Here is a 24,517-nt window from a genome sequence, read left to right on the forward strand (position 1 = left end):
AGCGTTGATTCTTCCGCAACCGTAGCAATCGCAGCAACCCCTGCCAGCCAGCCCCGCACGTACCAGGTGCGCACCTACGGCTGCCAAATGAACGTCCATGACTCCGAGCGCATGGCCGGGTTGCTGGAAACGGCGGGCATGGTCGCCTTCGATGATTCAAATGCCACAGGTGAACTTGACGGGCACGGCCAGCCCGTGGGCCCCAGCGCGGACGTCGTCGTATTCAACACCTGCGCCGTCCGCGAGAACGCCGACAACAAGCTCTACGGCAACCTGGGCATGCTGGCCCATGTCAAGGAAAGCAATCCAGGCATGCAGATCGCCGTGGGCGGCTGCCTGGCGCAAAAGGACAGGGACACCATCCAAAAACGCGCCCCCTGGGTGGATGTTGTCTTTGGCACGCACAACGTAGGCGCCCTGCCGGTCCTGCTGGAACGCGCCCGCCACAACACCGACGCGCAGATGGAAATTCTGGAATCCCTCGACGTCTTCCCCTCCACGCTGCCCACTAAACGTGATGCGGTCTACTCCGGCTGGGTCTCCATCTCCGTGGGCTGCAACAACACCTGCACCTTCTGCATCGTGCCCTCCCTGCGCGGCAAGGAGCGCGACCGCCGGCCCGGTGAGATCCTGGCCGAAATCCAGGCCCTGGTGGACGACGGCGCCATCGAGGTCACGCTGCTGGGCCAAAACGTGAACTCCTACGGCGTCGAGTTCGGTGACCGCCTCGCCTTCGGCAAGCTGCTGCGCGCCTGCGGGCAGATCGAGGGCCTGGAGCGGGTGCGTTTCACCAGCCCGCACCCGGCAGCCTTCACCGACGACGTCATCGCCGCCATGGCCGAGACCCCCAACGTCATGCCCCAGCTGCACATGCCGCTGCAGTCCGGCTCCGACAAGGTACTCAAGGACATGCGCCGCTCCTACCGCTCCGCGAAATTCCTGGGCATCCTGGACAAGGTGCGCGAACAGATGCCGCACGCCGCCATTTCCACCGACATCATCGTCGGCTTCCCTGGCGAGACCGAGGAGGACTTCCAAGCCACGCTCGACGTCGTTGAAAAGTCACGCTTTGCCACCGCCTTCACCTTCCAATACTCCAAGCGCCCCGGCACACCCGCCGCCGATCTCCCGGATCAGCTGCCCAAGGACGTGGTCCAGGAACGCTTCCTGCGCCTGACCGCGCTGCAGGATCGGATCGCTGCCGAGGAAAACGCCAAGCAGCTCGGCCGCCAGGTCGAGGTCATGGTCACGGCACAATCCGGGCGCAAGGCGGCTGAAACAAACCGGCTGTCCGGCCGTGCCCAGGACCAGCGCCTCGTCCACTTCAGTGTCCCCGACGGTGCTGAAACACCGCGCCCCGGCGATCTTGTCACGCTCACCATTACGGAGGCTGCGGCCTTCCACCTCGTCGCTGACCCCACCGTGGCTGACTACAAGCTGCGCCGCTCGCGTGCAGGAGACGCCTGGGATCTCGCCCAGGCTGATTCCTGCGGCACGCCCACCACCGGAACGTCCGACGGCGCCCGGCCGAAAGTCAGCCTGGGCATGCCTTCGCTTCCGGTCCGGACAGCGTGAGCCAACAGTACGCAGCTCCCCAGGGGAGCAGACCGGCAGCCCTTCCCTTGGTGGCGATTGTGGGCCCCACCGGCTCCGGCAAGTCGGAACTGGCCCTGGCGCTGGCAGAACATTTTGACGGTGAAGCCGTCAACGCAGACTCCATGCAGTTTTACCGAGGCATGGACATCGGCACGGCCAAGCTGGCGTTCGCGGAACGGCGCGGCGTCCCGCACCACCTGATGGACTTCCTCAGCGTCCGCGAGGACACCACGGTGGCCGCGTTCCAGCAATTGGCCCGCACGGCCATCGCAGACATCCGCTCCCGCGGCAAGCTGCCCATCCTGGTGGGCGGCTCGGGGCTCTACAACAGGGCCGCCATTGACGTCCTGGAATTTCCGGGCACCGATCCGCAGCTCAGGGCAGCCCTTGAGGCGGAGCTGGAACGGTACGGGCTGCCCGCGATGCTGGCCCGCCTGACTGTGGTGGACCCGGTGTCCGCAGCCCGCATCAACGACGGCAAGCGCGTGGTGCGGGCCCTTGAAGTCCACCAGCTGACCGGCAGGGCCTTCAGCTCCTTCATGCCACAGCGCCAGTACGTGTGCCCCACGGTGCAGATTGGACTGAACGGCGACAGGGGCGATCTTCACCAACGCCTGGCCGGGCGCGTGCATCGAATGGTGGAACAGGGACTGCTCGATGAGGTTGCAGCGCTCATTCCCGAAGGTTTGCGCGAGGGCCGCACCGCCCACAAGGCGCTGGGCTACCAGCAATTTCTGCGCGTCCTTGACGGCGAATCCACAGTGGCGGAAGCCAGTGAGGAGACCATTATCGCCACCCGCCAATTTGCCCGCCGCCAGCTCACCTGGTTCCGTGGCGACCCCCGCGTGCACTGGCTTGACTGGTCCGCGCCGGATCTTGGCACGGCCGCCGCAGCCCTCGTGTCTGGCGTGCTTTAGTCTTAAAACATGACTTCACCCGAAACCTCCCTGACAGGCATGCGCTTTTCCAAAGGCCATGGCACCGGCAACGACTTTGTGCTGTTGGCCGACCCGGACGGCACCCGTGGGCTGTCGCCGGAGCAGATCGCCAGGCTGTGCGACCGCCACCGCGGACTCGGCGGCGACGGGCTGATCCGGGCCGTTCGCTCCCGGCACGTGCCCGAAGGTGCCGCGTTGTTGGCAGCCCAGCCGGATGCTGAGTGGTTCATGGATTATTACAACGCCGACGGCTCACGCTCTGAAATGTGCGGCAACGGGGTGCGCGTCTTCGTGCACTTTCTGCTTGCGCAGGGCCTCGTGGAGCTGGGAGCCGGCGACGAGCTGGCCATTGGCACGCGTGCCGGTGTCAAGGTGGTGACCCGGACTGCTGACGGCTACCGCGTGGACATGGGGCCCTGGGATTTCATCCACCCCGAGGACGCCGCCGTGCGCGGCACTGATTCCCTGGTGGAGGCGGCCGGTCTGCCGGTGCAGCGCCCCGCCTTGTCCATAACCATGGGCAACCCCCACACGGTGGTGGCGCTGGCTGACCTTGCCGAACTGGCGGCCGTGAACCTCACCACCGCGCCCGCCGTGGCACCGCTTCCCCCGCACGGAACGAACGTGGAGTTTGCGGTGCCGGCCGAGCCGTTGGTGATGGACGACGTCGGACACATCAGTATGCGCGTCCACGAACGTGGCGTGGGGGAGACGCTGTCCTGCGGTACGGGTGCCTGTGCCGCGGCTGCCGCCACCCGGTTCTGGGCCGGAAGCCAGGCGCCGGACTCATGGCTGGTCGCGGTGCCCGGCGGCGTGGTGGGTGTGCGGTTTTTCCAGGGGCCCGGGGGGCGTGAGCACGTGGAACTCAGTGGTCCTGCCGTCATGGTGGCCGAAGGCGTGCTTGCCGAAGGGCTGCTGCCTTAGGTGTTGCTGCGGGTTACCCGGAGAATGCGGAACGCCTTGTGCGTGGAGTCACGGCTGACGGTGAAACCGGCCTCCGGGAAGTGGTCGGCCAATTCGGCTGCGAGCCAACGCTGCAAGGAATCCGAGCCAAGGTTCTTTTGTACCACCAGGTAGGCGTTGCCGTGCTGCGCCAGCCGGGGCAGCCACATGAGCAGGATCGAGTGCAGCTCGGACTTGCCTACCCGGATCGGCGGATTGGACCAGATGGTGTTGAAGCGCAGGTCCGGGTCGACGGCGTCGGGCGTTGACGCCTTCACATTATCCAGCCCGAGCGCCTTGGCGTTGTCCTGGGTCAGTTCGATGGAGCGCTCGTTGACGTCCACGGCGTAAACGGTTGTGTCCGGGGACCGCAGGGCCAAGGTCAGGGCGATGGGGCCCCAGCCGCAGCCAATGTCGAGCAGATTGCCTTCTGTGGCTGGCGGCGGCGCCTCGTTGAGCAGGATGATGGTTCCCTTGTCCACGCCGTCGGGGCTGAAGATGCCACCCGCCGTTTGGAGCTGGCGTTTTTCCCCGGCCAGGACCACGCTGAGGGGTCGACGTTTCATCGGCGTCGCCGGTTGTGAACTGAAATAGTGCTCTGCACCCTGAGTACCCATAGTCATGCCAGATTAGTGCCCAAATCCGTGTTTGTGTATCTAGGCGCACCTAACCGCAGCACCGTTTATCCACAGGAATGTGGTTGCGAAGGTGTGCGTGTGGGCGGGCCGGACTACGATTGAGGGTAAGCGCCTATAAGGAGAATATGTCCAACGCATCTGCACACCATGGTTCCGACGATAAATCACAGCCCAAAAGCGGCGGAACAACACCGCACGGTCCCGACGAATCCGCGCAGGAACTCTCTGCCGCCGAGATTGAGGCGGTCATTGACCGGATCCTGGCCAAGGATGCGGCGGCTGGCCATGCTGTGCGTGCAGAGTCCGAGCTTGAGGAGCAGGACCCCTATGAGGGAACACCGACAGCCCGGCCCTTGGCTGGTTCGGCACAGGCCGTTTCCTCACTTGATTTTCAGCACAGCCGCTTTGACGGTGACCAAAGTGAACTGGCAGACCGCAAGGCCCTGCGCCGCCAGGCGAGTTTGTCCACCGAACTTGAAGACGTTTCCGAAGTTGAATACCGCCAGCTGAGGCTGGAACGGGTGGTCTTGGCCGGGCTGTGGTCCGGCGGGACCATGGCGGACGCCGAGAACTCCCTGCGGGAGCTGGCCGCCCTGGCTGAAACGGCCGGTTCTGAGGTTCTGGACGGGTTGGTGCAGCGCCGTGCCAAACCCGACCCGGCCACTTTCCTTGGACAGGGAAAGGCGCAGGAGCTCAAGGAAATCGTTCATGCCACGGGCGCTGACACAGTGATTATTGACGGGGATCTCTCCCCGTCGCAGCGGCGCACGCTGGAAGAAGTCGTCAAGGTCAAGGTTATTGACCGCACCGCCTTGATCCTTGACATCTTTGCCCAGCATGCCCAGTCACGTGAAGGCCGTGCCCAGGTTGAACTGGCGCAGATGGAATACCTGCTGCCGAGGCTTCGCGGCTGGGGTGAGTCCATGTCCCGCCAGGCCGGCGGCCGGGTTGGCGCCGCTGGTGGCGGCATCGGCTCGCGCGGTCCAGGTGAAACCAAAATGGAGCTTGACCGGCGCAAGATCCGCAACCGCATGGCCAAGCTGCGCCGTGAAATTGCTGCCATGGCGCCCGCCAGGGAAACCAAGCGCGCCAACCGCAAGCGCAACAGTGTTCCTTCAGTTGCCATTGCCGGCTACACCAACGCGGGTAAGTCATCGCTGCTGAACCGCCTGACGGACGCTGGTGTGCTCGTTGAAAACGCGTTGTTCGCCACCCTTGACCCCACGGTCCGGAAAACCGAGACTGCCGATGGCCTCGGGTACACCTTGGTGGACACCGTGGGCTTTGTCCGCGCCCTGCCCACTCAGCTCGTTGAGGCCTTCCGCTCAACACTGGAAGAAGTGGCCGATGCAGACCTGATCCTGCACATTGTGGACGCCTCACACCCTGATCCCGAAGGGCAGATCTCAGCCGTGCGATCGGTGTTTGCCGAGGTTGGTGCACTGCAGATCCCCGAGATCATCATCCTGAACAAGGCTGACATTGCCGATCCCTTCGTCGTTGAACGGCTGCGCCAGCGAGAACCCCGCACCGTGGTGGTCTCGGCACGCACGGGACAGGGCATCCAGGAGCTCCTTGACGCGATCAGCGAAGGCATTCCGCACCCCAGCGTCTTGTTGACACTGATGATTCCCTACGACCGCGGCGATGTTTTGAACAAGCTGCATCGCAGCGACGCTGAAATTGTCAGCCTGGAACATGGCGAGCACGGCACGCTTGCCAGCGTTCGGGTCCGTGAGGACCTGGCTGCTGAAGTTGAACCGTTTGTCCACCATGCCTGAGAGCGAATTGTCACAGCAGGCCCTGGAGCTTTTGGACCGCGCAGTGGCCACCATGGGTGGCCAACGCCGCGACGGCCAGCATGAAATGGTGCGCAAGGTCGTCGCCGCCATTGAGAACGGCGAACACCTGTTGGTCCAGGCGGGAACCGGCACCGGAAAATCCCTCGCATACCTGATTCCGCTCATCGTCCATGCCTTGACAAGCGACAAACCCTCAGTGGTGGCCACGGCCACGCTTGCCCTGCAGGCCCAGATTGTCGGGCGTGACGTGCCTCGCCTGCTGGCCGCCTTGGATCCGGTGCTGCCGCGACCCATCGACGTGGCCCTGGTCAAGGGGCGCAGCAACTATGTCTGCAAGCAGAAGTTGGGCGGCGGCTTCCCCACCGAGGACACGGGGGAGGGTGCCCTGTTCAGCTTGGGCGAGGACACCAGCGTTGCCCACCTGCCGGCGGCCGGAACGGGCCCCACCTCGGCGCTGGGCAGGGAAGTGGTGCGGCTGCGTGAATGGGCGCAGGACACGGACACCGGAGACCGCGACGAACTTGTCCCCGGCGTCACGGACAAGGCCTGGCGGCAGGTCTCCGTCACGTCCATGGAATGCCTGGGCGCGGCGAAATGCCCCCTGGCCACCGAGTGCTTCTCCGAACTGGCCAGGGCTCGCGGGGCCGACGCGGACATTGTGGTGACCAACCATGCCATGCTGGCCATCAGCGCCTTCGAGGGCATTGCCGTTCTGCCCGAATATGATGTTGTGGTTGTCGACGAAGCCCACGAGCTGCAGGACCGGGTCACGGGGGCCGTTACGGGACAGCTCTCTGTCCAGATGGTGCAGGCCGCAGCCTCCAGCACGCGCAAGCACACGGGCGTTTCCGTTGATGCGCTGCACGCCAGCGCCACGGCACTGGACTTTGTCCTCGCCGGTGTCGCCGAAGGGCTCATGCCCAACGGCCTCAACGAAGCACAGAGCCAGGCCATTGAGCAGGTCCGTGATGCCGTCCGTGCGGCGTTGTCGGATTCGAAACCCGACGGCAACGCGTCCGTCGACGGCGGGCGTTCCATCGCCAGGTCACGGCTGAACCTGATCTTTGACTTGTGCGAACGCCTTTTGGCGGCAGCGGATGCCCGTGAAGTGGTGTGGGCATCGCGCCCCGGCACCTTCGCCCCGGGCAAGGGCTACCAAAAGGCGGATGCCAGCGAACCCGCCGTCATCAACATCGCCCCGCTCAGTGTTGCCATGAAGCTGCGTGAGGGCCTTTTTGCCGAGCGCACCGTGGTGCTGACTTCCGCCACTCTGGCCATCGGCGACTCCTTCCAAGCCACGGCCGGGGGACTGGGCCTGCTCGGTCCCAGCGCACCCAGCTGGAGCGGGGCCGACGTCGGATCTCCCTTCGACTACCCCAAGCAAGGCATGCTGTATGTGGCGGCGCACCTGCAAAAACCAGGCTTTGGCACCTCGCCTGAGCAATTGGATGAACTGGCTGCGCTGATCACGGCCGCCGGCGGCGGCACCCTGGCCTTGTTCTCCTCCCGGCGGGCAGCGGAGGATGCGGCAGAGAAACTGCGCAAGAAACTGAAGGTGAAGATCCTGTGCCAGGGAGATTCATCCATGTCCGGGCTGATCAAGGAATTTGCCGACGAACCGGACACCTGCCTGTTCGGCACCATGTCGTTGTGGCAAGGCGTTGACGTGCAGGGAGCCTCGTGCCGGCTCGTGGTGATTGATAGAATCCCGTTCCCTCGCCCAGATGACCCGCTGGTCACCGCCCGCGCCCGCGCTGTGGCGCAAAGCGGCGGGGACGGCTTCATCGCTATCTCCGCAACACATGCCGCCGTGCGGCTGGCACAGGGCGTGGGCCGCCTGATCCGCTCAAGCGAGGACCGCGGCGTGGTGGCAGTACTCGACTCACGCCTTGCAAACGCCAGCTATGGGGGATTTCTGCGGGCTGCCCTGCCACCATTCTGGTCCACCAAGGACCGCACAGTTGCCCTGTCGGCACTGCAGCGGCTATCCGGCAAATAGCGGCACGGACATGCAGATCAGCTACGACGCGCCGGCAGACGCAGCTTATATCCGGCTTGGCGGGCCCCTCACGCCCGGGCAGGCAAGCCAGCAACTTCACTCAATTCAAACTCCGGGAGGTCGAGGCGAAATCACGTTGGATTTTGATGACGCCGGCCACCTGCTTGGAGTTGAGGTGCTGTCTGCCTCGGCTGTGCTCTCCCCGGAAGTGCTGGCGGCTGCGACAGCACTGGACTAAATAGCAGCTCAAGGGGTGCCGTTCTCCGCTGAAAAAATGGCAGCAATGGTGGCAGCAATGTAGAGGGCACCCCGCCGGGCGGCGGGGTGCCCTCTACATTGCTGCCACCAAGCTGGAAAGCCGAGCGGTTAGAGGCTGCGGAGCACCGAGACCACTTTGCCCATGATGGTGGCATGGTCGCCAAGGATGGGCTCATAGCGGGTGTTTTGCGGCAGCAGCCAGATGTGGCCGTCGCGCTGGCGGAACGTCTTCACCGTGGCTTCGTCTTCGAGAAGCGCGGCCACGATGTCGCCATTGTTTGCCGTTTTCTGCTGCCGTATCACCACCCAGTCACCGTCGCAGATGGCGGCATCGATCATGGAATCCCCCTGCACCTTGAGCATGAACAGCTCACCGCTGCCCACGATTTGGCGTGGCAGCGGCATGATGTCATCCACCGCCTGATCGGCCAGGATGGGTCCGCCGGCCGCTATGCGCCCGACAAGCGGCACAAAGGCGGTGTCCGAGGAACTGCTGAGTTCGGCAAAGTTCAGGCCGTTGGAACTGCGCAACGCCTTGGGGGAGCTGACGCCCTGAATCTCAACGTTGCCGTCGTCCAGGACGAGGGGGATGAGCACTTCCATGGCACGGGGCCGCTTGGGATCGCGGCGCAAGTAGCCGTGGCGTTCGAGCTGGGTCAGCTGGTGCGTGACACTCGACAGGCTGGCAAGCCCAACGGAGTCGCCGATCTCACGCATGGAGGGCGGATAGCCCTTGTCTGCAATGGAGCGCTGGATGCACTCAAGGATCTTCTTTTGCCGAACGGTGAGCCCCTTCATGCCGGCGCGGCTGGGTGCCTGGGGGATGCGGTGCGGTGGGTCTGGAAGCTCCATGATTCCGTAGGTCCTTTCGTGGCTGCGCTGAACAATGTCAGTGCCTGCTGGTGGACTGCATCTAGCGGCCAATCCTTGTTCCACAAGTTTAAGCCACATAGGTGCCAATTTCAAACATTTGTTCGATCAGGTCTTGGCAAGTGTCGTCCATAGGTGCTAAAACTGTACTAGTAGCCAAATAGAACATACGTTCTATCGAAGATATGAAGCATGGAATTTTGATCCTAGAGGTGTTGGTGGCCCTGGGCGCAGTTCCACAGCGAAAGGAGCAGACATCATGAATGCAATGGTTATCACGGCAACATCATTCAACGGCGGACGAGGCAACGGACACCTCGTCCGGCCGAACAGCCGCCCGTCCATTGCCGGGGGGCGCCGACTGCAGCTCACCCGGCGCGGCCGGCTCGTGTTCTTCGGCATCCCGGCGCTCGTCATGGCCGCCGCACTGCTGTTCATTTCCCTGGGCGTCTTCGTTGGCTCCATTGCCAGCCCGGCGCACGCATCGGCTCAATTCCCTGTGACTGACATGGCCGACTACGCCACTACGGTGACTGTCCTGCAAGGGGACAGTCTCTGGAGCATCGCTGGCGAAAGCAACCCCGCCCGCAATATTCGGGAGGTTGTCCAGGAAATTGTGGCCTTGAATGATCTCGGTGCGGGCGTGCTGCAGGCCGGCCAGCAGTTGTTCGTCCCGCTACCCAAGTAGCCCCCGGGACGCAATACAGATAGCCCCCGCACGGAATCCAGGTAGCCCAAGGCCGCCTCAGGGCGAGCTGAAGATGTCCGCCTGGTGTCACCGTTTCGAACTTTCACCGGCACAGCAATTAAGCTGAAGTCATGGATCAGTTCGAACTCTTAGCGCAATTGCCCCTCCGTGACGATCTTCGCGGCCAGCACCCTTATGGTGCGCCACAGATTGATGTGCCGATTCTACTGAACGTCAACGAAAACACCTTTGGCGTCCCGGATGATGCCAAGAAGGCAATTCTGAACGCGGTTGCGACGGAGCTGGACAACCTCAACCGCTACCCCGACCGTGAATTCACCGTCCTGCGCCAGGAGCTGGCAGCCTACCTGGGCCATGGGCTCAGCGAAGATAACCTCTGGGCCGCCAACGGTTCCAACGAGGTGCTCCAACAGATTCTGCAGGCCTTTGGTGGTCCGGGCCGGAGTGCCATGGGTTTCCCGCCCACATATTCCATGTACCCGCTGCTCGCCAGTGGCACCGGAACCGGCTATGTTGCCGGTGTGCGTGCACCCGACTACAGCCTCTCGGCAGAGTCCGCCGCTGCGCAGGTGCGTGAGCAGGCGCCCAACGTTGTCTTCCTCTGCTCACCCAACAACCCCACGGGAACTGCCCTGGGCCTGGATGTGGTGAAGGCGGTTTACGAGGCGGGCGAAGCGTCGCAGGCCATCATCATTGTCGATGAGGCTTATGCCGAGTTCTCCCACACCGGCACCGAAAGCGCCCTGGGACTTCTTCCGGGCCGCCCCCGGCTGGTAGTCTCCCGCACCATGAGCAAGGCCTTCGCCCTGGCCGGCGCCCGGCTCGGCTACCTGGCGGCAACGCCGGAAGTCACCGACGCACTGCGGCTTGTGCGCCTGCCCTACCACCTCTCCGCCATTACCCAGGCAACTGCAGTGGCCGCGCTGCGCAACTCCACCTCACTGCTGGCCAATGTTGAGTCGATCAAGGTCCAGCGCGACCGGATCGTGGCGGAACTGACCGAACTCGGGCTGACCCCCGCGCCGTCCGACTCAAACTTTGTGTTCTTTGGCGGGCTGGAAAACCCCCACGAGGTGTGGGAGGCGCTGCTGGCCGACGGTGTCCTGATTCGCGACGTCGGCATCCCGGGGCACCTGCGCGTAACCGCAGGAACCGAAGCCGAAACAACCGCGTTCCTCTCCGGGCTCCGCGCCATCCTTGCCGGCTAGCGCCCAGGTGGGTTCCGGCGTCGGAGGCTGAAAAGCGACCATCGGATGGACTGGTTGGGCAATAGCTGCCCCTCTCTCCTAAACTGGTGTTAAACACAACGACGTTTGTGCGCCTGCTGCTGCCCTGCACCGCTTGGCCGGTGGCGCACATGAATCTAAGGACTGCTGCAATGACTGAGACCATGCCCGGCCAGGGACGGAGCGCCCGTTTGGAGAGGGCCACGAGCGAGTCAAGCGTCATGGTTGAGATCAACCTTGACGGGACAGGGGTGTCGAGCATTGACACCTCCGTGCCGTTCTACGATCACATGCTCACGGCGCTGTCCAAGCACTCCCTGATCGACATGAACATCAAAGCCACCGGCGACACCCACATCGACGCCCACCACACGGTTGAAGATGTAGCCATCTCCCTCGGCGAGGTCTTGAAGGTCGCGTTGGGCAACAAGGCCGGCATCCGTCGCTTTGGCGAGGCCACCGTGCCGCTGGACGAGGCGCTGGCAAACGCCGTGGTTGACCTGTCCGGCCGCCCGTACCTGGTGCACAGCGGCGAGCCTGCAGGCCAGGAATACCACCTGATCGGCGGCCACTTCACCGGCTCCCTGACCCGGCACGTCTTTGAAGCCATCACGTTGCACGCCCAGATCTGCCTGCACATGACCCTCATCGCAGGCCGCGACCCGCACCACATCGTCGAAGCCCAGTTCAAGGCCTTTGCCCGTGCACTGCGCTCGGCCGTTGAAGCCGACCCCCGCGTTACCGGCATCCCGTCCACGAAGGGCCTTTTGTGAGCTCTGAAGCAACAACAGCCGTAAAGCCCACCGTCACCGTCCTTGACTACGGTTCCGGGAACGTCCGTTCGGCCGTGCGCGCCCTGGAACGCGCCGGTGCAACCGTCACGCTCAGCGCCAAGGCCGACGACGTGCTCAACGCCGACGGACTGGTGGTCCCCGGCGTGGGCGCCTTCGGTTCCGTCATGGATGAGCTGAAAAACGTTGACGCCCTGCGCATGATCGGCCGCCGCGTGGCCGGCGGGCGTGCCGTACTGGGCATTTGCGTTGGCATGCAGGTCCTTTTTGATGCCGGCGTGGAGCATGGCGTGCACCGTGAAGGCATGGGGGAGTGGCCGGGGACGGTTGAACTGTTGCCGGCCGACGTCGTTCCGCACATGGGTTGGAACACCGTCAGGGCGCCGGAGGGTTCCCTGCTGTTTGACGGTGTGGAGGAGGAGCGCTTCTACTTTGTGCACTCCTACGGTGTGCAAAAGTGGGACTTTGAGGTACTCCAGCCCAAGATGCGCCCGCCCATGGTGACCTGGTCCGAACACGGGGCGCCCTTCATCGCCGCCGTCGAAAACGGGCCGCTGTGCGCAACACAGTTCCACCCGGAAAAATCCGGCGACGCCGGAGCCCGGCTGCTGCGCAACTGGGTCACGTCACTGAGCAAGGCGGTGCGCTAATGTGGTCGTTGCTCCTGATGGGCCTGGCCGGCCTGCTCATTGGCGGGGCGTACACGTTTTATCAGCAAAAAGCAGCCCGATGGATCCCCATCAGCTTTGCCGCCCTCGCCGTCATGGCGCTGGTGGCCGCATACCTCTTTACCCAGTAGGAACCGGCACCGCCGCTTCCCCTTCGCAGTGAAAATTCACAGTACAAACGACGTTGAGGATCCCATGACCACCCCCATTTTGGAATTGTTGCCCGCCGTGGATGTCGCTGACGGCCAGGCAGTGCGCCTGGTTCAAGGCGAGGCCGGCTCGGAAACCAGCTATGGCTCACCCCTGGAAGCAGCGCTGAACTGGCAAAACGATGGCGCCGAATGGGTCCACCTCGTTGACCTGGATGCTGCGTTCGGCCGCGGCTCCAACGTGGAGCTGCTGCGTGAAATGGTGCAAAGCCTCACCGTCAAGGTTGAGCTCTCCGGTGGCATCCGCGACGACGCGTCCCTGGAAGCTGCGCTCGAACTGGGCGTGGGCCGCGTGAACCTGGGCACCGCCGCATTGGAGAACCCCGAGTGGACGGCCAAGGTGATCGACCGCTTTGGTGAGAAGATCGCCGTCGGACTTGATGTTCGCGGCACCACCCTGGCCGGCCGTGGCTGGACCAAGGAAGGCGGGGACATCTGGGAAGTCCTGGCCCGCCTCGAGGATGCCGGCTGCGCCCGCTACGTGGTCACCGACGTCACCAAGGACGGCACCCTGCGCGGTCCCAACGTGGAACTGTTGCGTGAAATGTGCACGCGCACGTCCAAGCCGGTGGTCGCCTCCGGAGGCATTTCCAGCCTGGAAGACCTCCGTGTGCTGCGCGAACTCGTAGGCGAAGGTGTTGAGGGTGCCATCATCGGCAAGGCGCTCTACTCCGGCCAGTTCACCCTGCCGGAAGCCCTCGACGTTGCAGGCCGCCGCTAAATCATGACTGAACTGCCCAAGAAGGCGCTGCCCGGACATATCGCCGCAGCCCTGGCCGGAGCCGGTGGCACCACCGACTCCGCCGGGCAGGCCTGGGCGGGCCGTGACCTGCCGGCGCAGGAAATGTACCATAACTTTGACGCGGACGACGGCGCCATGGACTCAGCGTTTGCCGCCGCCGTGGCGGAGCTCGCCGCAGGCAACGGCACGGAGGCGGCGGTCGTTGCCTCGCTGGCCCACGCACGCGTTTTTATCCCCATTGTGGCCCAGCTGGCCGAGCAAACAGTGGGGGAGAACGGGCTCGTCTCCGACAAGGAGTCGGACATGGCGCTCGTGACTTTGCAGGGCCCGGACGGGCGGCGGGCCCTTCCTGCCTTCTCCCATGCTGACGCCCTGACACGGTGGCATCCCGAGGCGCGGCCGGTGGCTGTCTATGCAGCCCGGGCGGCGTTGTCGGCCGTTGCCGAGGAAGCCCAGCTGATGGTTGTGGACCCTGGCTCACAGCGTCCGTTTGTGCTCCGCCGCCCCGCTTTGTGGGCCCTTGCCCAGCAAAACGACTGGCTGCCCAGCTACGCCGACCCGGCCGTTGCCGAGGTACTGGAGCGGTCAGTGGACGATTTAGGCCACCCTGCCGTGGTCGCCATTTCCGCCAGTGCAGGACAGGGCATACAATCCCATTGGGACACCGACACTGAACCGTCTGGACGGTTGGTATCGGGCGGCGGAACCGGACCGGAACTGTGCGTCACCCTCACCCTTTTACCCGGACTTGATCAGTCCGCGGTCAATGGTGTGCTCGAGCATTTACAAAACTTCTGGGCAGGCAATGAAGTCTTTGCCCACGCAGTCGATTCCGTCCAGCTTCGGCTTCGACACCAACAGACCTAGCCCGTCACAAAAAGCGCCGACGCTCTCTTGTGATGGTTCATAAGAGAGACCGGTTCCCACTGTGAATTTCGCCGCCTACCGCGAAATCCTTGCCCTCGCGCCCGTGCGCAGGCTGCTTATAGTTGCCATGTTTGCCCGCATTCCCCATGCCGCTGCCGGCGTGCTGCTGACCTTGCACGTGGTGGAGACCATGAATCTCAGCTACGCCGCTGCCGGCGGCATTGCCGCAGCCATCACGATCGGCATGGCCATTGGTGCGCCGTGGCGCGGCCGCCTTGTCGACATCTACGGATTGCGGCGGGCCCTGGTCCCCTCGGTAGTGGCCGAAGTAACCGTGTGGGGCATTGCACCGTTCCTGAACTTTCAATTCCTGGTGGTGGCAGCCTTCATTGGCGGGCTCTTTGCCGTGCCCATCTTCTCCGTGGTGCGGCAGGCGCTGAGCGTCATGGTGCCCACTGAACAACGCCGCACGGCCTACGCCCTGGACTCCATGGGCGGAGAGATCACCTTCATGATCGGCCCGGCAGCTGGTGTCATGCTCGCCACCACCACCCACACAGTGGTTGGCCTGGTCATCATTGGTGTCACCGCCTCCATGGCCGGCGTGTTCCTCATGTGGTTCAACCCGCCCACCCGAACCGGGCAGAAGGGCTCCTTTGTATCCATGGAAGCACCCGAGGTGCAACCGGAGGATGCCATTGAGAACCGGCCCGCCCCCAATCTCAAGGGCAGGAACATCTTTGCCCGCATCTGGGGCGGCACCCGGCATAACCTGCGATGGGTCAACATCGCCGTCCTGGCCATCCTGGGAACCTCGCTGGGCGCTGGCCTGGTCCTGGCCGGCACCAACGTGGGCATGGTCGCCGTCATGCGTGAAAATGACCTGGTGGGCGACCTGGGCATTGTGTTCATCTTCTGGTGCGGCGCCTCGATCGTCGGCGGCGTCATCTACGGCGCGCTCAAGCGCTCCATCAACCCGTTGTGGCTGCTCATGGCCATGGCCATCCTGATCATCCCCATGGGATTCGCAACGAACGCCTGGACCTTGGGGCTGCTCTCCATCCTGCCCGGACTGGTGTGCGCACCGGTTCTGACCTCAAGCGCCGAACACATTGCCGACCTGGTTTCCGAACGCCGCCGCGGTGAGGCCATGGGCTGGTACGGATCATCCATGACCATCGGCAGCGCCATGGGCTCACCCTTCGCCGGGGCCATGATCGACGGCATCGGGCCATGGGCGGGATTCGCCATCATCGGCCTCATCTGTGGTGTACTGGCCATCATCGGCCTGGTAGCCATGGCCATGTGGCGCCGGCACGGCAACACGATGGCGCAAGGTGGCGGACATGTACCGGGCGCCACCGTCGGCGACAACCTCGACGCCACCACCTGCGGCGACGACCTCGATGAACTGCTCGGAGAGCCGGATCCGGTCTAACTGGCTTTTAAACAATTCTGTGTGGCAGTTGTTGCATCAATAACAGCATCAAAAACACCCAAAGTCGGTCAATTTGATGCAATTTGATGTAACAACTGCCACACAGATTTTAAGGGGGTGGGGATTAGTTGACCGCTCCGGTGAACTTCTCGCCCGGACCCTTGCCGGGGGCGTCCGGGAACTCGGAGGCTTCGCGGAATGCGAGCTGGAGTGAACGCAGGCCGTCGCGCAACGGTCCGGCGTGCTGGCTGCCAATTTCGGGGGCGGCCGCGGTGACAAAGCCGGCCAGGGCGGTGATGAGCTTGCGGGCCTCGTCCAGGTCCTTCAGCGCTTCGGCGTCCGGTCCGGCAGCCAGGCCGCACTTGACTGCCGCTGCACTCATGAGGTGCACGGCCGCCGTCGTAATGACTTCAATGGCCGGAACTTCAGCGATGTCACGCACCACCGAAGCGGCCTGGGTGTCGGTCAAACCCTCTTCAGGGGATGACTCAAAGGTGTTGCGGGTGTCCGAATTATTATCTGAGCTACTCATACTGCTAAGCTTGTCATAGACCGACTCGATGCTGTTATTTATTCGTGTCCGAAAGACGAAAGTCACAGGACCCAAATAGTTGCGGCGAAGAGTTTGCAAGTGGAGTCCTCTCCCACCTTTCGACCCATTCCATGGCGTTGTCTGGTTTAGGTTGGCGTTTTCCTCCGGGAAGCCGGTGCATTCCCTCAGGGATGCCCACGCCCAATCTTCGAGGCCTCCATTGCATCAGCAAATGGGGGCCTTCTTCATTTTGCTGGTGGCACTCCACTTTTCTTATGCAACAGGAGCTACACATTAGCGAGCCACGCATCAATGATCGTATCCGCGTCCCCGAGGTGCGGTTGGTTGGGCCGGCAGGCGAACAGGTTGGGGTTGTCCGCATTGAGGACGCCCTTCGTTTAGCAGCTGAGTCTGACTTGGATCTGGTAGAGGTTGCGCCGACGGCCAAGCCGCCGGTGTGCAAACTGATGGACTTCGGCAAGTACAAGTACGAAGCCGCTGTCAAGGCTCGTGAAGCCCGCAAGAACCAGACCAACACCGTTTTGAAGGAAATTCGTTTCCGCCTCAAAATCGACAAGCATGACTACGAGACCAAACGCGGCCATGCGCTGAAGTTCCTCGGTGCCGGTGACAAGGTCAAGGCCATGATCCAGTTCCGCGGCCGTGAGCAGCAGCGCCCCGAAATGGGCATCCGTCTCCTGCAGAAGTTCGCCGAAGGCGTGGCCGAGGTCGGCATCATCGAGTCGAGCCCTCGCATTGACGGGCGCAACATGGTCATGGTCATCGGTCCGCTGAAGAACAAGGCTGAGGCCAAGGCTGAGGCCCGCCGCAACCAGCAGCGTGCAGACGCCAAGGCCCACAACGAGGCAGTCGCCAACGGCACGGCCCGCGTGGACGTGGACCGCGACAACAAGGCGCCCATGACGCAGTCATTGGCTGACCTGCTGCCCGACGGGCTGCACCTGAACGAGGACGCTCCGGCTCCCGCCGCCGAAACCGTCCAGGACGTCCCGGCTCCGGCCGAGGCCGCAGCTGAGACGGCCGCTGTATCGGAAGCTCCTGCTCCCGAAGCAGCCCCGGCCAAGGAGGCGCCGGCAGAAAAGCCGGCTCCCGCCGTCGTACCTGCCAAGGCACCTGTCAAGGCAGCGCCGGCAAAGGCACCTGCCGCAGCGAAGGCACCGGTGGCCAAGGCCCCCGCAGCCAAGCCCGCTGTTGCAGCAGCAGCCAAGCCGGTCGCCGCCCCGAAGCCCGTGGCTGCAAAGCCCATCCCCATGCCGAAGCCCATGGCCAAGCCCGCAGCTGTAAAGCCTGCTGCGAAGCCTGCCGCCAAGGCTGCAGCAAAACCGGCTGTCAAGCCTGCCTCTGCAAAGAGCGCACCGGCAGCCGAAACCCCCAGCTCAGCTGAATAAGGTTCATCCTTTTCAGCGGTGAATACACCCACACAGTGACCCAACCAGTCGCTGCAAGAGAACCACAGGCAGCGCCGGTGGATACGTAAGGAGACAGGTCCTCATGCCTAAAATGAAGACACATAGTGGTGCCAAGAAGCGATTCAAGCTGACTGGCTCCGGCAAGCTGCGCCGCCAGCAGGCCAACCGCCGCCACTACCTGGAGCACAAGCCTTCCAGCTTGAAGCGCCGCCTGAAGGGCGACCTCCTGGTCGCCAAGGCTGATGTGCGCAACATCAAGAAGATGCTCGGCATCTAATTTCGCAAGTCAATCGGTGAGATTCCCAGTTCCGGGATGATCACCATTCATCAAAGCCTTCCCCGGCATGATTGGCTTGGGATCTTTAAACTTGAAGGAGTACGCACGTGGCACGTGTGAAGAGGGCTGTAAACGCCCATAAGAAGCGTCGGGTTGTTCTTGAGCGGGCAAAGGGTTACCGCGGTCAGCGGTCACGCCTTTACCGCAAGGCCAAAGAGCAGCTGCTGCACTCGTTTGTGTACAGCTACGGCGACCGCCGCAAGCGCAAGGGTGACTTCCGTCGCCTGTGGATCCAGCGTATCAATGCTGCATCACGCGCCAACGGCCTGACCTACAACCGCTTGATCCAGGGCCTGAAGGCTGCTGAGATTGAGGTTGACCGTCGCATGCTGGCCGACCTGGCCGTCAACGACGCCGGTGCCTTCACCGCACTGGTGGCCTTGGCCAAGGCTGCACTGCCTGCTGACACCTCAGCACCGGTTGCAAAGTAGCGTTTAGTTTTTCTAAAGGAACGTCCAGTTCCTTGTTCATGAGCAGTGACTGCTAAAGTCCTAAGCATGAATGAACCCGGGCGCCCGCCAGCAGAAGCAATGACCAATCCTCGAGCAGATCGGGTGAGGGAGGTTGCCAAGCTGGTAGGGCGCTCGGGCCGTTTAAAGCGCCGCCAGTTCCTGGCTGAGGGGCCGCAGGCCGTCCGTGAGGCGCTGCGAGCCCACCACGATTGTCTGGCCGCCGGCGGCACTCCCGTCGTTGAAGCCCTGTACGCCACGGTCGAGTGCCTGAAGAAGTTTCCGGAACTGTTGGAATCCGCGTCCGCACCGGGGTCGCGCCTGCAGGTGCGGATCGCCAGTGAGTTGGTCCTGGCCGCCATGACGGACACCGTCTCGCCCCAAGGCGTGGTTGCCGTGTGTAACTTCGTGGACGTGCCCTTGGAGGAAGTCATTGCCTCCAAACCCAAACTGATCGCCATGTTGTGCAGGGTCCAGGACCCGGGCAATGCGGGCACCGTGCTGCGGGCAGCCGATGCCGCCGGTGCCGACGCCGTGATCTTCTCCCAGTCCAGCGTGGACATCTACAACCCGAAGGCCGTGCGCTCCACCGCCGGCTCCATTTTCCACCTGCCTGTTGTGCTTGGTGCAGACCTGGCCGAAGTGGTGGCAGCAGCCTCTGCGGCCGGTATTGGCATTCTCGCCGCCGACGGCTACGGCCAGCTGAATCTCGACCTGCTCCAGGACGAAAGCGCTGCACGGTCCTTTGACCAGGAAATTCCCGACGCCACCTATGACCTGGCCGAGCCCACCATGTGGCTCTTTGGCAACGAGGCCCAGGGCCTTGCCGGGGAAGAGAAAGCGCTGGCCGATCACCGCGTGGCCGTTCCCGTCTATGGTGCGGCAGAATCGTTGAACCTGGGCACCGCGGCCACCGTGTGCCTTTATGCCAGCGCCCGGGCACAGCGCCGCACGCACTGACGTTTGGCAGCGGGCTGTGATGCCCGACGGCGGTTGGTTGCTTGGTAGGTGAGGGTCGCCTCCCTGTGGGGTGCTTTTCCGCGGTGGGTTGCGCGGCCGCTTGCACGGCTGCCAGCAGGCTGCAGGGTAAACTTTTTTCGTGGACGCAGGGTCCACGCGGCCCGGCCCGCTGGTCCGCCCACGATTGAGGGGATTCCACTGTGTCACAATCGGGTGGCAGCAAGGCGATTATCGCCGCGCTGATAGCAAACTTGTCCATAGCCGTCATGAAGTTCCTGGCGTACTTTCTGACACTGTCGTCTTCGATGCTGGCGGAAGGCATCCACTCCCTGGCTGACTCAGGGAACCAGCTGCTGCTCCTGTTGGGCGGGAAGAAGGCCAAGCGGCAGGCAAGTCCTGAGCACCCCTTCGGCTACGGACGCGAACGATATGTTTACGCGTTCATCGTCTCCATCGTCCTCTTTAGCGTCGGTGGCCTGTTTGCCCTGTACGAGGCGTTCCAGAAATGGCAGCATCCCCACGGCATTGAAGGCCAATGGTGGTGGGTGCCGCTGGCGGTGCTGATCGGAGCCATCGGACTGGAATCACGGTCACTGTACGTGGCCATCCAGGAATCCAATGTGGCCCGCGGCAAGCGCAGCTGGATCCAGTTCATCAAGACGTCCAAGGCCCCGGAACTGCCTGTCATTCTGCTGGAAGACGTGGCGGCCCTGCTGGGTCTGGTGTTTGCGCTCTTCGGCGTGTCCATGACCCTGCTCACCGGAAACGGGATCTGGGACGCCATCGGAACCGGCCTGATCGGTGTGCTCCTGGTGTGCGTGGCCATCATCCTGGCCCTTGAAACAAAGTCCCTGCTGCTCGGTGAATCGGCGACGGTTGAAGATGTCCGCGCCGTCGAAGCGGCCCTGGTGGGCCCCGGTGTCAGCAAGATCATCCACCTCAAGACCATGCACCTTGGCCCCGAGGAGCTGCTGGTCGCCGCAAAGATCGCCATCGACGAGTTCGACACCGGCGCCCACATCGCCAGCATCATCAACGAGGCCGAGCGCCGCGTCAGGGCGGCCGTCCCCATCGCCACCGTCATCTACCTCGAGCCGGACATCTACTCGGCTGCGGCCGCTGCTGCAGAATCCGACGAGCTCAACGCGGTGCAGGATGCCGCCGCACCTGAGTCCGAAGCCCACTAACCCCTTCGAACGCGGGGGTGGGATTGGCCGAGTGCGCCAACCCCTGGTGCTGGTCACGATGGGAATGAACGACGCCGGCCCGCACCTGACGTGTTCCCTCTCCACCGCAGGGGCTGCTTTGGGTCCGCCTGCGGGGAGAAGGCTATGCGCCGTCCTGAGCCGTCTGGCAGCGCATGCGTAAACAGGCTTTGGTTGTGCGCCTTGGACGGGGGCTGGGTTTGCGCAGCTCGCTTGGCTGCGCCAGTGAAGGCGTCCTCGCTGCGCATGCATAAAGCTGAACTGGACTAGGCGCATGCGTGGCAGCAGCCCCGGCGTATAAAATAAGTCGAACTGGACTATGCACGTGCGCGGCCATAGCCCCGGCGTGTATGTCAAGAACTCAGGGAAGTGCGAGGCGCCAAGCGAGTCGGAACGCAGAGTGGAAGAACACGTCCCCTCTTTACCTTCCGCGCCTCCCGCACCTCGCAAGCTCGCGCCTCGAGAGCTCCGCAGGTCCTTTGTGCGCGGGGCCCCTCCGGTTCAAAGAAGTAACCCCAGAAGTGGACGTGAAACCGGCGAAATCTGGCCGGGTCAGGCCTTGGCGGCGCGGATCTTGTCCAACAAGCCGCTGAACAGGGCGATGCCCAGGCCCAGTACGGCCAGCGCCGCGCCCACGAGTGCCGGCGCCGTGTAGCCCCATCCCCAGGTGATGACGAGTCCGCCGACAAAGGCGCCCAGCGCGTTGGCCATGTTCAGGGCCGAGTGGTTCAGGGAGGAAGCGAGGGTCGGTGCGCCGGGGGAGACGTCGAGCAGGCGGGTCTGCAACGACGGAACAAGCATGGACCCCGAGGCTCCGATCACGAAGATCATGAGCAGCGCCATCCACTGGATGTGAACGCTCGCGGCGTAGATGACCAGGGTCACTGCGATGAAGCCCATCATGAGGTAGATGCTGCCCATGACGGACCAGTCGGCCATCCGCCCACCCACATAGCTGCCGGCCACCATGCCCAGGCCGTACAGTCCTACGATGATCGGCAGGAAGTCCGATGCGAAGCCGGCCACGTCGGTCATGGTGTTGGCAACGTAGGTGTACACGGCGAAGAAGCCACCAAAGCCGACCACGCCAACCAGTAACGTGATCCAAACCTGGCCGCGGCGCAGGGCGCTGAGCTCCTTGCGCAGGCTGGCATCCGGCTGCGCCTTCTGGGCGGGGACGAAGGCGTAAATGCACGCCATGGTGATGACACCGATGATGCCGACCAGGATGAACAGCCAGCGCCAGCCATATTGCTGGCCTACGAAGGTGGCGAGCGGAACGCCCAGGACGTTGGCCACCGACAGGCCCATCATGACCATCGAAATTGCGCGTCCACGCTTGCCCGGGGCGACCATGGATGCGGCCAGGACGGCTGCAACACCAAAGAATGCGCCATGGGGCAGCCCCGCAATAAAGCGGGTGACCAGGAGCGTGGCATAGTCCTGGGCCAGGACGGAGAGCAGGTTGCCCACAGTGAAGAGTGCCATGAGGCCCAATGCGAGGGTCTTGCGCGGCATCTTGGCGCTAATGGCCACGAGCAGGGGTGCACCAATCACCACGCCCAGCGCGTAAGCGGAGATGACGTGCCCGGCTGTGGGGACGCTGACGCCCACACCCTCGGCAACATTGGGCAGCAGGCCCATCATGGCAAATTCGGTGGTGCCGATGCCGAAGCCGCCAATGGCCAGCGAGAATATGGCCCACGCAATGACGTTCGAGGAGGCAGGCACGGTGTCGCGCCGGATTTTAAGCAAGGACATGGACTTTACTTTCGCAAGGTGGGTTTCCGGTTCCGCCGCGGGCGGGAGGTGCCGGCGCCACGGTGCGCAGCGGCTGGGGCATAACGATGCCGTGACTAAGTCTAGCGGCCGAGGGCCCAGCGCGAGTTGGTGAGTCGTGGGAGGCTGTTGGGTGCTGGTTCGATCTAGACTGGCGAGGTGACTTCCATGAAACAAATCGTAGGCGCGGCCCTGCTGGATTCCCTTGCACTCCCGGAAAAACTGTTGGCAGCCCGGCGCACTGCCCCGCCGGAATTTGCCGGCATGTGGGAATTTCCCGGCGGCAAGGTTGAGCCCGGCGAAAGCCACGAGCAGGCCCTGCACCGGGAATTGGCTGAGGAGCTGGGCGTCAAGGTGGGCTTGGGCGCTGAACTGCAATGTCCGACGTCGGACGGCTGGCCCTTGAATGCCAGGGCCGCCATGCGCGTGTGGCTGGCTGAGGTGAACGAAGGCACTCCGGAACCGCTTGAAGACCATGACCTCTTGCGGTGGGTGGAGTTGGGTGGCCCTGCCATCCTGGAACTTGACTGGATTCCGGCGGACCGCCCTATTGTGCACGCATTGGTGGCGTTGACCACTGGCGGGGAATCCGCCACGGAATAAATGCCGGGCTGGGTGTTGAAAAGATGCCCCGCTGTGCCAGACTGGGTTCTGAAGACCCCAAGGAGGTTGTGCCATGACGAACAGCAATCACGACGAACAAGCCCCCTCTGGCGCCAGCGAAGAAACAAAAGAGAAGTTTCGCCAGGCCCTGGAAAACAAGAAGAACAAGCAGCACGGCAGTGTGGAAGCAAGCGGCGGCGCGAAGATCAACGCAACGCACGGTGCGGCCAGCCACAAGCGTGAATTCCGCCGCAAGAGCGGATAAGACCCTCGCTGCCCCGGCCTAGAACAAGGTGGGGGCCGCGTTGGCCAAGGCGGGGACCCTCAACGGGGTTCCCGCCTTATTGCTACCCGGGGTGTGACGGAATCCAGCCGGGCCGGCGCCCTGCTGTGGCATGATTCCGGCGGGGTACACAGCCTCTTCGGCCCGCGGGTCATGGATGAAATTTTGGGGGCCAAAGCCGTGGCGGGACTTGGCCCCGTTCACTGCGGAGGCCAGCCATTGACGGTATTCCTTGGACGCGTACGCACCCGATCCGTAGAGGCGCTGGTAGCGTCCCACGAGTGCGGGATGCTCTCTGGCCAGCCACTGCATGAACCATTCGCGGGTTCCCTGCCGCAAATACAACGCGCCCGCGCTCACGCCGGTGGCACCCGCCGCTGCCAGTGCAGCAAAGAGTGCATCGAGGGCCTCCTCTGAATCCGTAAGCCACGGCAGGATGGGCATGGCCATGACACCGCACGGCAGGCCGGCGTCACGCAATTTGCCGATCAAGGCCAACCGGGCTTTGGGCGACGGCGTCCCGGGTTCAATGGCGTGGGCCAGATCGTCATCAAGCAACGCCAGTGAAATACCCATGCCAACGCTGACCTGCTCCCCGGCGGCGCGCAGCAACGGAATGTCCCTCGCCAGCAGAGTGCCTTTCGTCAGGATGGAAAAGGGTGTTCCGGAGTCGGCCAAGGCATTGATGATTCCTGGCATGAGCTGGTACCGACCCTCGGCCCGCTGGTACGGGTCCGTGTTGGTGCCCAGCGCGACGTGGTCGTGTCCCCACGACGGCTTGTTCAGTTCCCTGCGCAGCACCTGAGCAACATTGACCTTCACCACCACCTGGGAGTCGAAATCAACGCCGGAGTCAAAGTTCAAATATGTGTGGCTTTTGCGCGCAAAGCAGTAGACGCAGGCGTGGGAACAGCCCCGGTAGGGGTTCACCGTCCACTCAAAAGGCATGGTGGAACTGGGTGGCACCTTGTTCAACGCCGACTTTGAGAGCACCTCGTGAAAGGTGATGCCGGCAAATTCCGGTGTTTGCACACTCTGCACCAGCCCGGCCAAGGGTAGTAAGGGAGCAGGTCCTGCGTCGTCGGGGCTTGGAAATAGTGGTTGGTTTAGTTGCTGATTTGTCCACCGCATGCAGTAATTAGAACATATCTTCTAATTACTTCCAAGGGCTTATGAGAAGTTTTTCATTACCCGTCGGTAGCAATGTGGCGCAGATCACTATCCGAAAGGCTAGGCTGGGGTGTGG

Annotated in this window: 26 protein-coding genes; 21 read left to right on the forward strand and 5 right to left on the reverse strand. The window is 63.3% G+C overall.

Annotation, left to right across the window (positions count from 1 at the left end; all coding sequences use genetic code 11):
- Positions 1-27: 27 nt before the first annotated feature.
- From miaB to dapF, 3 genes are read left to right on the forward strand one after another with little or no spacing between them, the layout of a single operon-like run.
- Positions 28-1,575 (forward strand): tRNA (N6-isopentenyl adenosine(37)-C2)-methylthiotransferase MiaB, encoded by a 1,548-nt coding sequence (gene miaB, locus art_RS20300; RefSeq protein WP_052137041.1) that lies wholly within the window; start codon positions 28-30, stop codon positions 1,573-1,575.
- Positions 1,572-2,513: a tRNA (adenosine(37)-N6)-dimethylallyltransferase MiaA gene (miaA, locus tag art_RS20305; RefSeq protein WP_052136838.1), complete on the forward strand. Its 942-nt coding sequence runs from the start codon at positions 1,572-1,574 to the stop codon at positions 2,511-2,513. Before miaB ends, miaA begins: the two co-directional genes overlap by 4 nt.
- Before the next feature lie 9 nt (positions 2,514-2,522).
- A complete protein-coding gene (dapF, locus tag art_RS20310; RefSeq protein ID WP_038467889.1) occupies positions 2,523-3,458 on the forward strand; it encodes a diaminopimelate epimerase in 936 nt (311 codons plus the stop codon).
- On the opposite strand, the gene art_RS20315 is transcribed toward dapF, so the two are convergent.
- Entirely contained in the window at positions 3,455-4,042 is a 588-nt protein-coding gene (locus tag art_RS20315; protein ID WP_325169866.1) for a class I SAM-dependent methyltransferase, read from the reverse strand. The genes dapF and art_RS20315 overlap by 4 nt on opposite strands.
- A 197-nt stretch (positions 4,043-4,239) precedes the next feature.
- Between art_RS20315 and hflX the strand changes: the two genes are divergently transcribed.
- From hflX to art_RS20330, 3 genes are read left to right on the forward strand one after another with little or no spacing between them, the layout of a single operon-like run.
- On the forward strand, positions 4,240-5,895 hold the full coding sequence (gene hflX, locus art_RS20320; RefSeq protein WP_082000476.1) for a GTPase HflX: 1,656 nt from the start codon (positions 4,240-4,242) through the stop codon (positions 5,893-5,895).
- Positions 5,888-7,915 carry an ATP-dependent DNA helicase gene (locus art_RS20325; protein WP_038467893.1) on the forward strand — a complete coding sequence of 676 codons (2,028 nt, stop codon included), beginning with the start codon at positions 5,888-5,890 and terminating at the stop codon, positions 7,913-7,915. The genes hflX and art_RS20325 overlap by 8 nt, the downstream gene beginning before the upstream one ends.
- A 10-nt stretch (positions 7,916-7,925) precedes the next feature.
- Positions 7,926-8,153: a DUF2283 domain-containing protein gene (locus art_RS20330; RefSeq protein WP_038467894.1), complete on the forward strand. Its 228-nt coding sequence runs from the start codon at positions 7,926-7,928 to the stop codon at positions 8,151-8,153.
- Positions 8,154-8,281: 128 nt separating this feature from the next.
- Here art_RS20330 and lexA read toward each other — a convergent pair whose 3' ends face one another.
- On the reverse strand, positions 8,282-8,971 hold the full coding sequence (gene lexA, locus art_RS20335; RefSeq protein WP_157875466.1) for a transcriptional repressor LexA: 690 nt from the start codon (positions 8,969-8,971) through the stop codon (positions 8,282-8,284).
- Between the two features lie 331 nt (positions 8,972-9,302).
- On the opposite strand from lexA, the gene art_RS20340 reads away from it, so the two are divergent.
- The 8 genes from art_RS20340 (at position 9,303) to art_RS20370 (ending at position 15,693) form a co-directional block, all read left to right on the forward strand.
- Entirely contained in the window at positions 9,303-9,731 is a 429-nt protein-coding gene (locus art_RS20340) for a LysM peptidoglycan-binding domain-containing protein (protein WP_225437400.1), read from the forward strand.
- A gap of 131 nt (positions 9,732-9,862) precedes the next feature.
- Positions 9,863-10,960, forward strand: a complete 1,098-nt coding sequence (locus art_RS20345) for a histidinol-phosphate transaminase (protein WP_038467896.1) — start codon at positions 9,863-9,865, stop codon at positions 10,958-10,960.
- Between the two features lie 170 nt (positions 10,961-11,130).
- Positions 11,131-11,751 carry an imidazoleglycerol-phosphate dehydratase HisB gene (hisB, locus tag art_RS20350; RefSeq protein WP_038467898.1) on the forward strand — a complete coding sequence of 207 codons (621 nt, stop codon included), beginning with the start codon at positions 11,131-11,133 and terminating at the stop codon, positions 11,749-11,751.
- Positions 11,748-12,419, forward strand: a complete 672-nt coding sequence (gene hisH / locus art_RS20355) for an imidazole glycerol phosphate synthase subunit HisH (protein ID WP_038467899.1) — start codon at positions 11,748-11,750, stop codon at positions 12,417-12,419. The genes hisB and hisH overlap by 4 nt, the downstream gene beginning before the upstream one ends.
- A complete protein-coding gene (locus art_RS22630) occupies positions 12,419-12,568 on the forward strand; it encodes a hypothetical protein (RefSeq protein WP_167133800.1) in 150 nt (49 codons plus the stop codon). The genes hisH and art_RS22630 overlap by 1 nt, the downstream gene beginning before the upstream one ends.
- 64 nt (positions 12,569-12,632) lie before the next feature.
- Positions 12,633-13,367 carry a bifunctional 1-(5-phosphoribosyl)-5-((5-phosphoribosylamino)methylideneamino)imidazole-4-carboxamide isomerase/phosphoribosylanthranilate isomerase PriA gene (gene priA, locus art_RS20360; protein WP_038467900.1) on the forward strand — a complete coding sequence of 245 codons (735 nt, stop codon included), beginning with the start codon at positions 12,633-12,635 and terminating at the stop codon, positions 13,365-13,367.
- Positions 13,368-13,370: 3 nt separating this feature from the next.
- On the forward strand, positions 13,371-14,255 hold the full coding sequence (locus art_RS20365) for an SseB family protein (RefSeq protein ID WP_038467901.1): 885 nt from the start codon (positions 13,371-13,373) through the stop codon (positions 14,253-14,255).
- Between the two features lie 61 nt (positions 14,256-14,316).
- On the forward strand, positions 14,317-15,693 hold the full coding sequence (locus tag art_RS20370) for an MFS transporter (RefSeq protein ID WP_082000477.1): 1,377 nt from the start codon (positions 14,317-14,319) through the stop codon (positions 15,691-15,693).
- A 124-nt stretch (positions 15,694-15,817) separates the two neighbouring features.
- Here art_RS20370 and art_RS20375 read toward each other — a convergent pair whose 3' ends face one another.
- Positions 15,818-16,225 (reverse strand): DUF1844 domain-containing protein, encoded by a 408-nt coding sequence (locus art_RS20375; protein ID WP_052136839.1) that lies wholly within the window; start codon positions 16,223-16,225, stop codon positions 15,818-15,820.
- A 275-nt stretch (positions 16,226-16,500) separates the two neighbouring features.
- Here art_RS20375 and infC point away from each other — a divergent pair, with 275 nt between their 5' ends.
- The 5 genes from infC (at position 16,501) to art_RS20400 (ending at position 20,588) form a co-directional block, all read left to right on the forward strand.
- On the forward strand, positions 16,501-17,634 hold the full coding sequence (infC, locus tag art_RS20380; RefSeq protein ID WP_082000478.1) for a translation initiation factor IF-3: 1,134 nt from the start codon (positions 16,501-16,503) through the stop codon (positions 17,632-17,634).
- A 103-nt stretch (positions 17,635-17,737) separates the two neighbouring features.
- Positions 17,738-17,932, forward strand: coding sequence for a 50S ribosomal protein L35 (rpmI, locus tag art_RS20385; RefSeq protein WP_038467906.1), 195 nt, complete (start codon positions 17,738-17,740; stop codon positions 17,930-17,932).
- Positions 17,933-18,039: 107 nt separating this feature from the next.
- Positions 18,040-18,423: a 50S ribosomal protein L20 gene (gene rplT / locus art_RS20390; RefSeq protein ID WP_038467908.1), complete on the forward strand. Its 384-nt coding sequence runs from the start codon at positions 18,040-18,042 to the stop codon at positions 18,421-18,423.
- A gap of 66 nt (positions 18,424-18,489) precedes the next feature.
- The gene (locus art_RS20395; RefSeq protein WP_038467910.1) at positions 18,490-19,401 is read left to right on the forward strand and encodes an RNA methyltransferase; all 912 of its coding nucleotides are present in this window, start codon (positions 18,490-18,492) and stop codon (positions 19,399-19,401) included.
- Positions 19,402-19,601: 200 nt separating this feature from the next.
- The gene (locus art_RS20400; protein WP_038467912.1) at positions 19,602-20,588 is read left to right on the forward strand and encodes a cation diffusion facilitator family transporter; all 987 of its coding nucleotides are present in this window, start codon (positions 19,602-19,604) and stop codon (positions 20,586-20,588) included.
- A gap of 570 nt (positions 20,589-21,158) precedes the next feature.
- Here art_RS20400 and art_RS20405 read toward each other — a convergent pair.
- Positions 21,159-22,367, reverse strand: a complete 1,209-nt coding sequence (locus art_RS20405) for an MFS transporter (protein WP_038467914.1) — start codon at positions 22,365-22,367, stop codon at positions 21,159-21,161.
- 177 nt (positions 22,368-22,544) lie between these two features.
- On the opposite strand from art_RS20405, the gene art_RS20410 reads away from it, so the two are divergent.
- Together art_RS20410 and art_RS20415 are read left to right on the forward strand one after the other, a co-directional pair.
- Positions 22,545-22,988: a (deoxy)nucleoside triphosphate pyrophosphohydrolase gene (locus tag art_RS20410; RefSeq protein WP_038467916.1), complete on the forward strand. Its 444-nt coding sequence runs from the start codon at positions 22,545-22,547 to the stop codon at positions 22,986-22,988.
- 73 nt (positions 22,989-23,061) lie between these two features.
- On the forward strand, positions 23,062-23,253 hold the full coding sequence (locus art_RS20415) for a DUF5302 domain-containing protein (RefSeq protein ID WP_038467918.1): 192 nt from the start codon (positions 23,062-23,064) through the stop codon (positions 23,251-23,253).
- An 18-nt stretch (positions 23,254-23,271) separates the two neighbouring features.
- Here the strand turns inward: art_RS20415 and art_RS20420 are convergent, their stop codons facing one another.
- Entirely contained in the window at positions 23,272-24,402 is a 1,131-nt protein-coding gene (locus tag art_RS20420) for an Rv2578c family radical SAM protein (protein ID WP_052136840.1), read from the reverse strand.
- Positions 24,403-24,517 lie beyond the last annotated feature (115 nt).

The organism is Arthrobacter sp. PAMC 25486 (genome assembly GCF_000785535.1).
Taxonomy (GTDB): domain Bacteria; phylum Actinomycetota; class Actinomycetes; order Actinomycetales; family Micrococcaceae; genus Specibacter.

Excerpts from the sequence above, each read along its gene's own strand:
- dapF (WP_038467889.1), top strand. The coding sequence starts at position 2,523 with ATGACTTCACCCGAAACCTCCCTGACAGGCATGCGCTTTTCCAAAGGC.
- art_RS20315 (WP_325169866.1), bottom strand. The coding sequence starts at position 4,042 with ATGAAACGTCGACCCCTCAGCGTGGTCCTGGCCGGGGAAAAACGCCAG.
- hflX (WP_082000476.1), top strand. The coding sequence starts at position 4,240 with ATGTCCAACGCATCTGCACACCATGGTTCCGACGATAAATCACAGCCC.
- art_RS20325 (WP_038467893.1), top strand. The coding sequence starts at position 5,888 with ATGCCTGAGAGCGAATTGTCACAGCAGGCCCTGGAGCTTTTGGACCGC.
- art_RS20330 (WP_038467894.1), top strand. The coding sequence starts at position 7,926 with ATGCAGATCAGCTACGACGCGCCGGCAGACGCAGCTTATATCCGGCTT.
- lexA (WP_157875466.1), bottom strand. The coding sequence starts at position 8,971 with ATGAAGGGGCTCACCGTTCGGCAAAAGAAGATCCTTGAGTGCATCCAG.
- art_RS20340 (WP_225437400.1), top strand. The coding sequence starts at position 9,303 with ATGAATGCAATGGTTATCACGGCAACATCATTCAACGGCGGACGAGGC.
- art_RS20345 (WP_038467896.1), top strand. The coding sequence starts at position 9,863 with ATGGATCAGTTCGAACTCTTAGCGCAATTGCCCCTCCGTGACGATCTT.
- hisB (WP_038467898.1), top strand. The coding sequence starts at position 11,131 with ATGACTGAGACCATGCCCGGCCAGGGACGGAGCGCCCGTTTGGAGAGG.
- art_RS22630 (WP_167133800.1), top strand. The coding sequence starts at position 12,419 with ATGTGGTCGTTGCTCCTGATGGGCCTGGCCGGCCTGCTCATTGGCGGG.
- priA (WP_038467900.1), top strand. The coding sequence starts at position 12,633 with ATGACCACCCCCATTTTGGAATTGTTGCCCGCCGTGGATGTCGCTGAC.
- art_RS20365 (WP_038467901.1), top strand. The coding sequence starts at position 13,371 with ATGACTGAACTGCCCAAGAAGGCGCTGCCCGGACATATCGCCGCAGCC.
- art_RS20375 (WP_052136839.1), bottom strand. The coding sequence starts at position 16,225 with ATGAGTAGCTCAGATAATAATTCGGACACCCGCAACACCTTTGAGTCA.
- infC (WP_082000478.1), top strand. The coding sequence starts at position 16,501 with ATGCAACAGGAGCTACACATTAGCGAGCCACGCATCAATGATCGTATC.
- rpmI (WP_038467906.1), top strand. The coding sequence starts at position 17,738 with ATGCCTAAAATGAAGACACATAGTGGTGCCAAGAAGCGATTCAAGCTG.
- art_RS20395 (WP_038467910.1), top strand. The coding sequence starts at position 18,490 with ATGAATGAACCCGGGCGCCCGCCAGCAGAAGCAATGACCAATCCTCGA.
- art_RS20405 (WP_038467914.1), bottom strand. The coding sequence starts at position 22,367 with ATGTCCTTGCTTAAAATCCGGCGCGACACCGTGCCTGCCTCCTCGAAC.
- art_RS20415 (WP_038467918.1), top strand. The coding sequence starts at position 23,062 with ATGACGAACAGCAATCACGACGAACAAGCCCCCTCTGGCGCCAGCGAA.
- art_RS20420 (WP_052136840.1), bottom strand. The coding sequence starts at position 24,402 with ATGCGGTGGACAAATCAGCAACTAAACCAACCACTATTTCCAAGCCCC.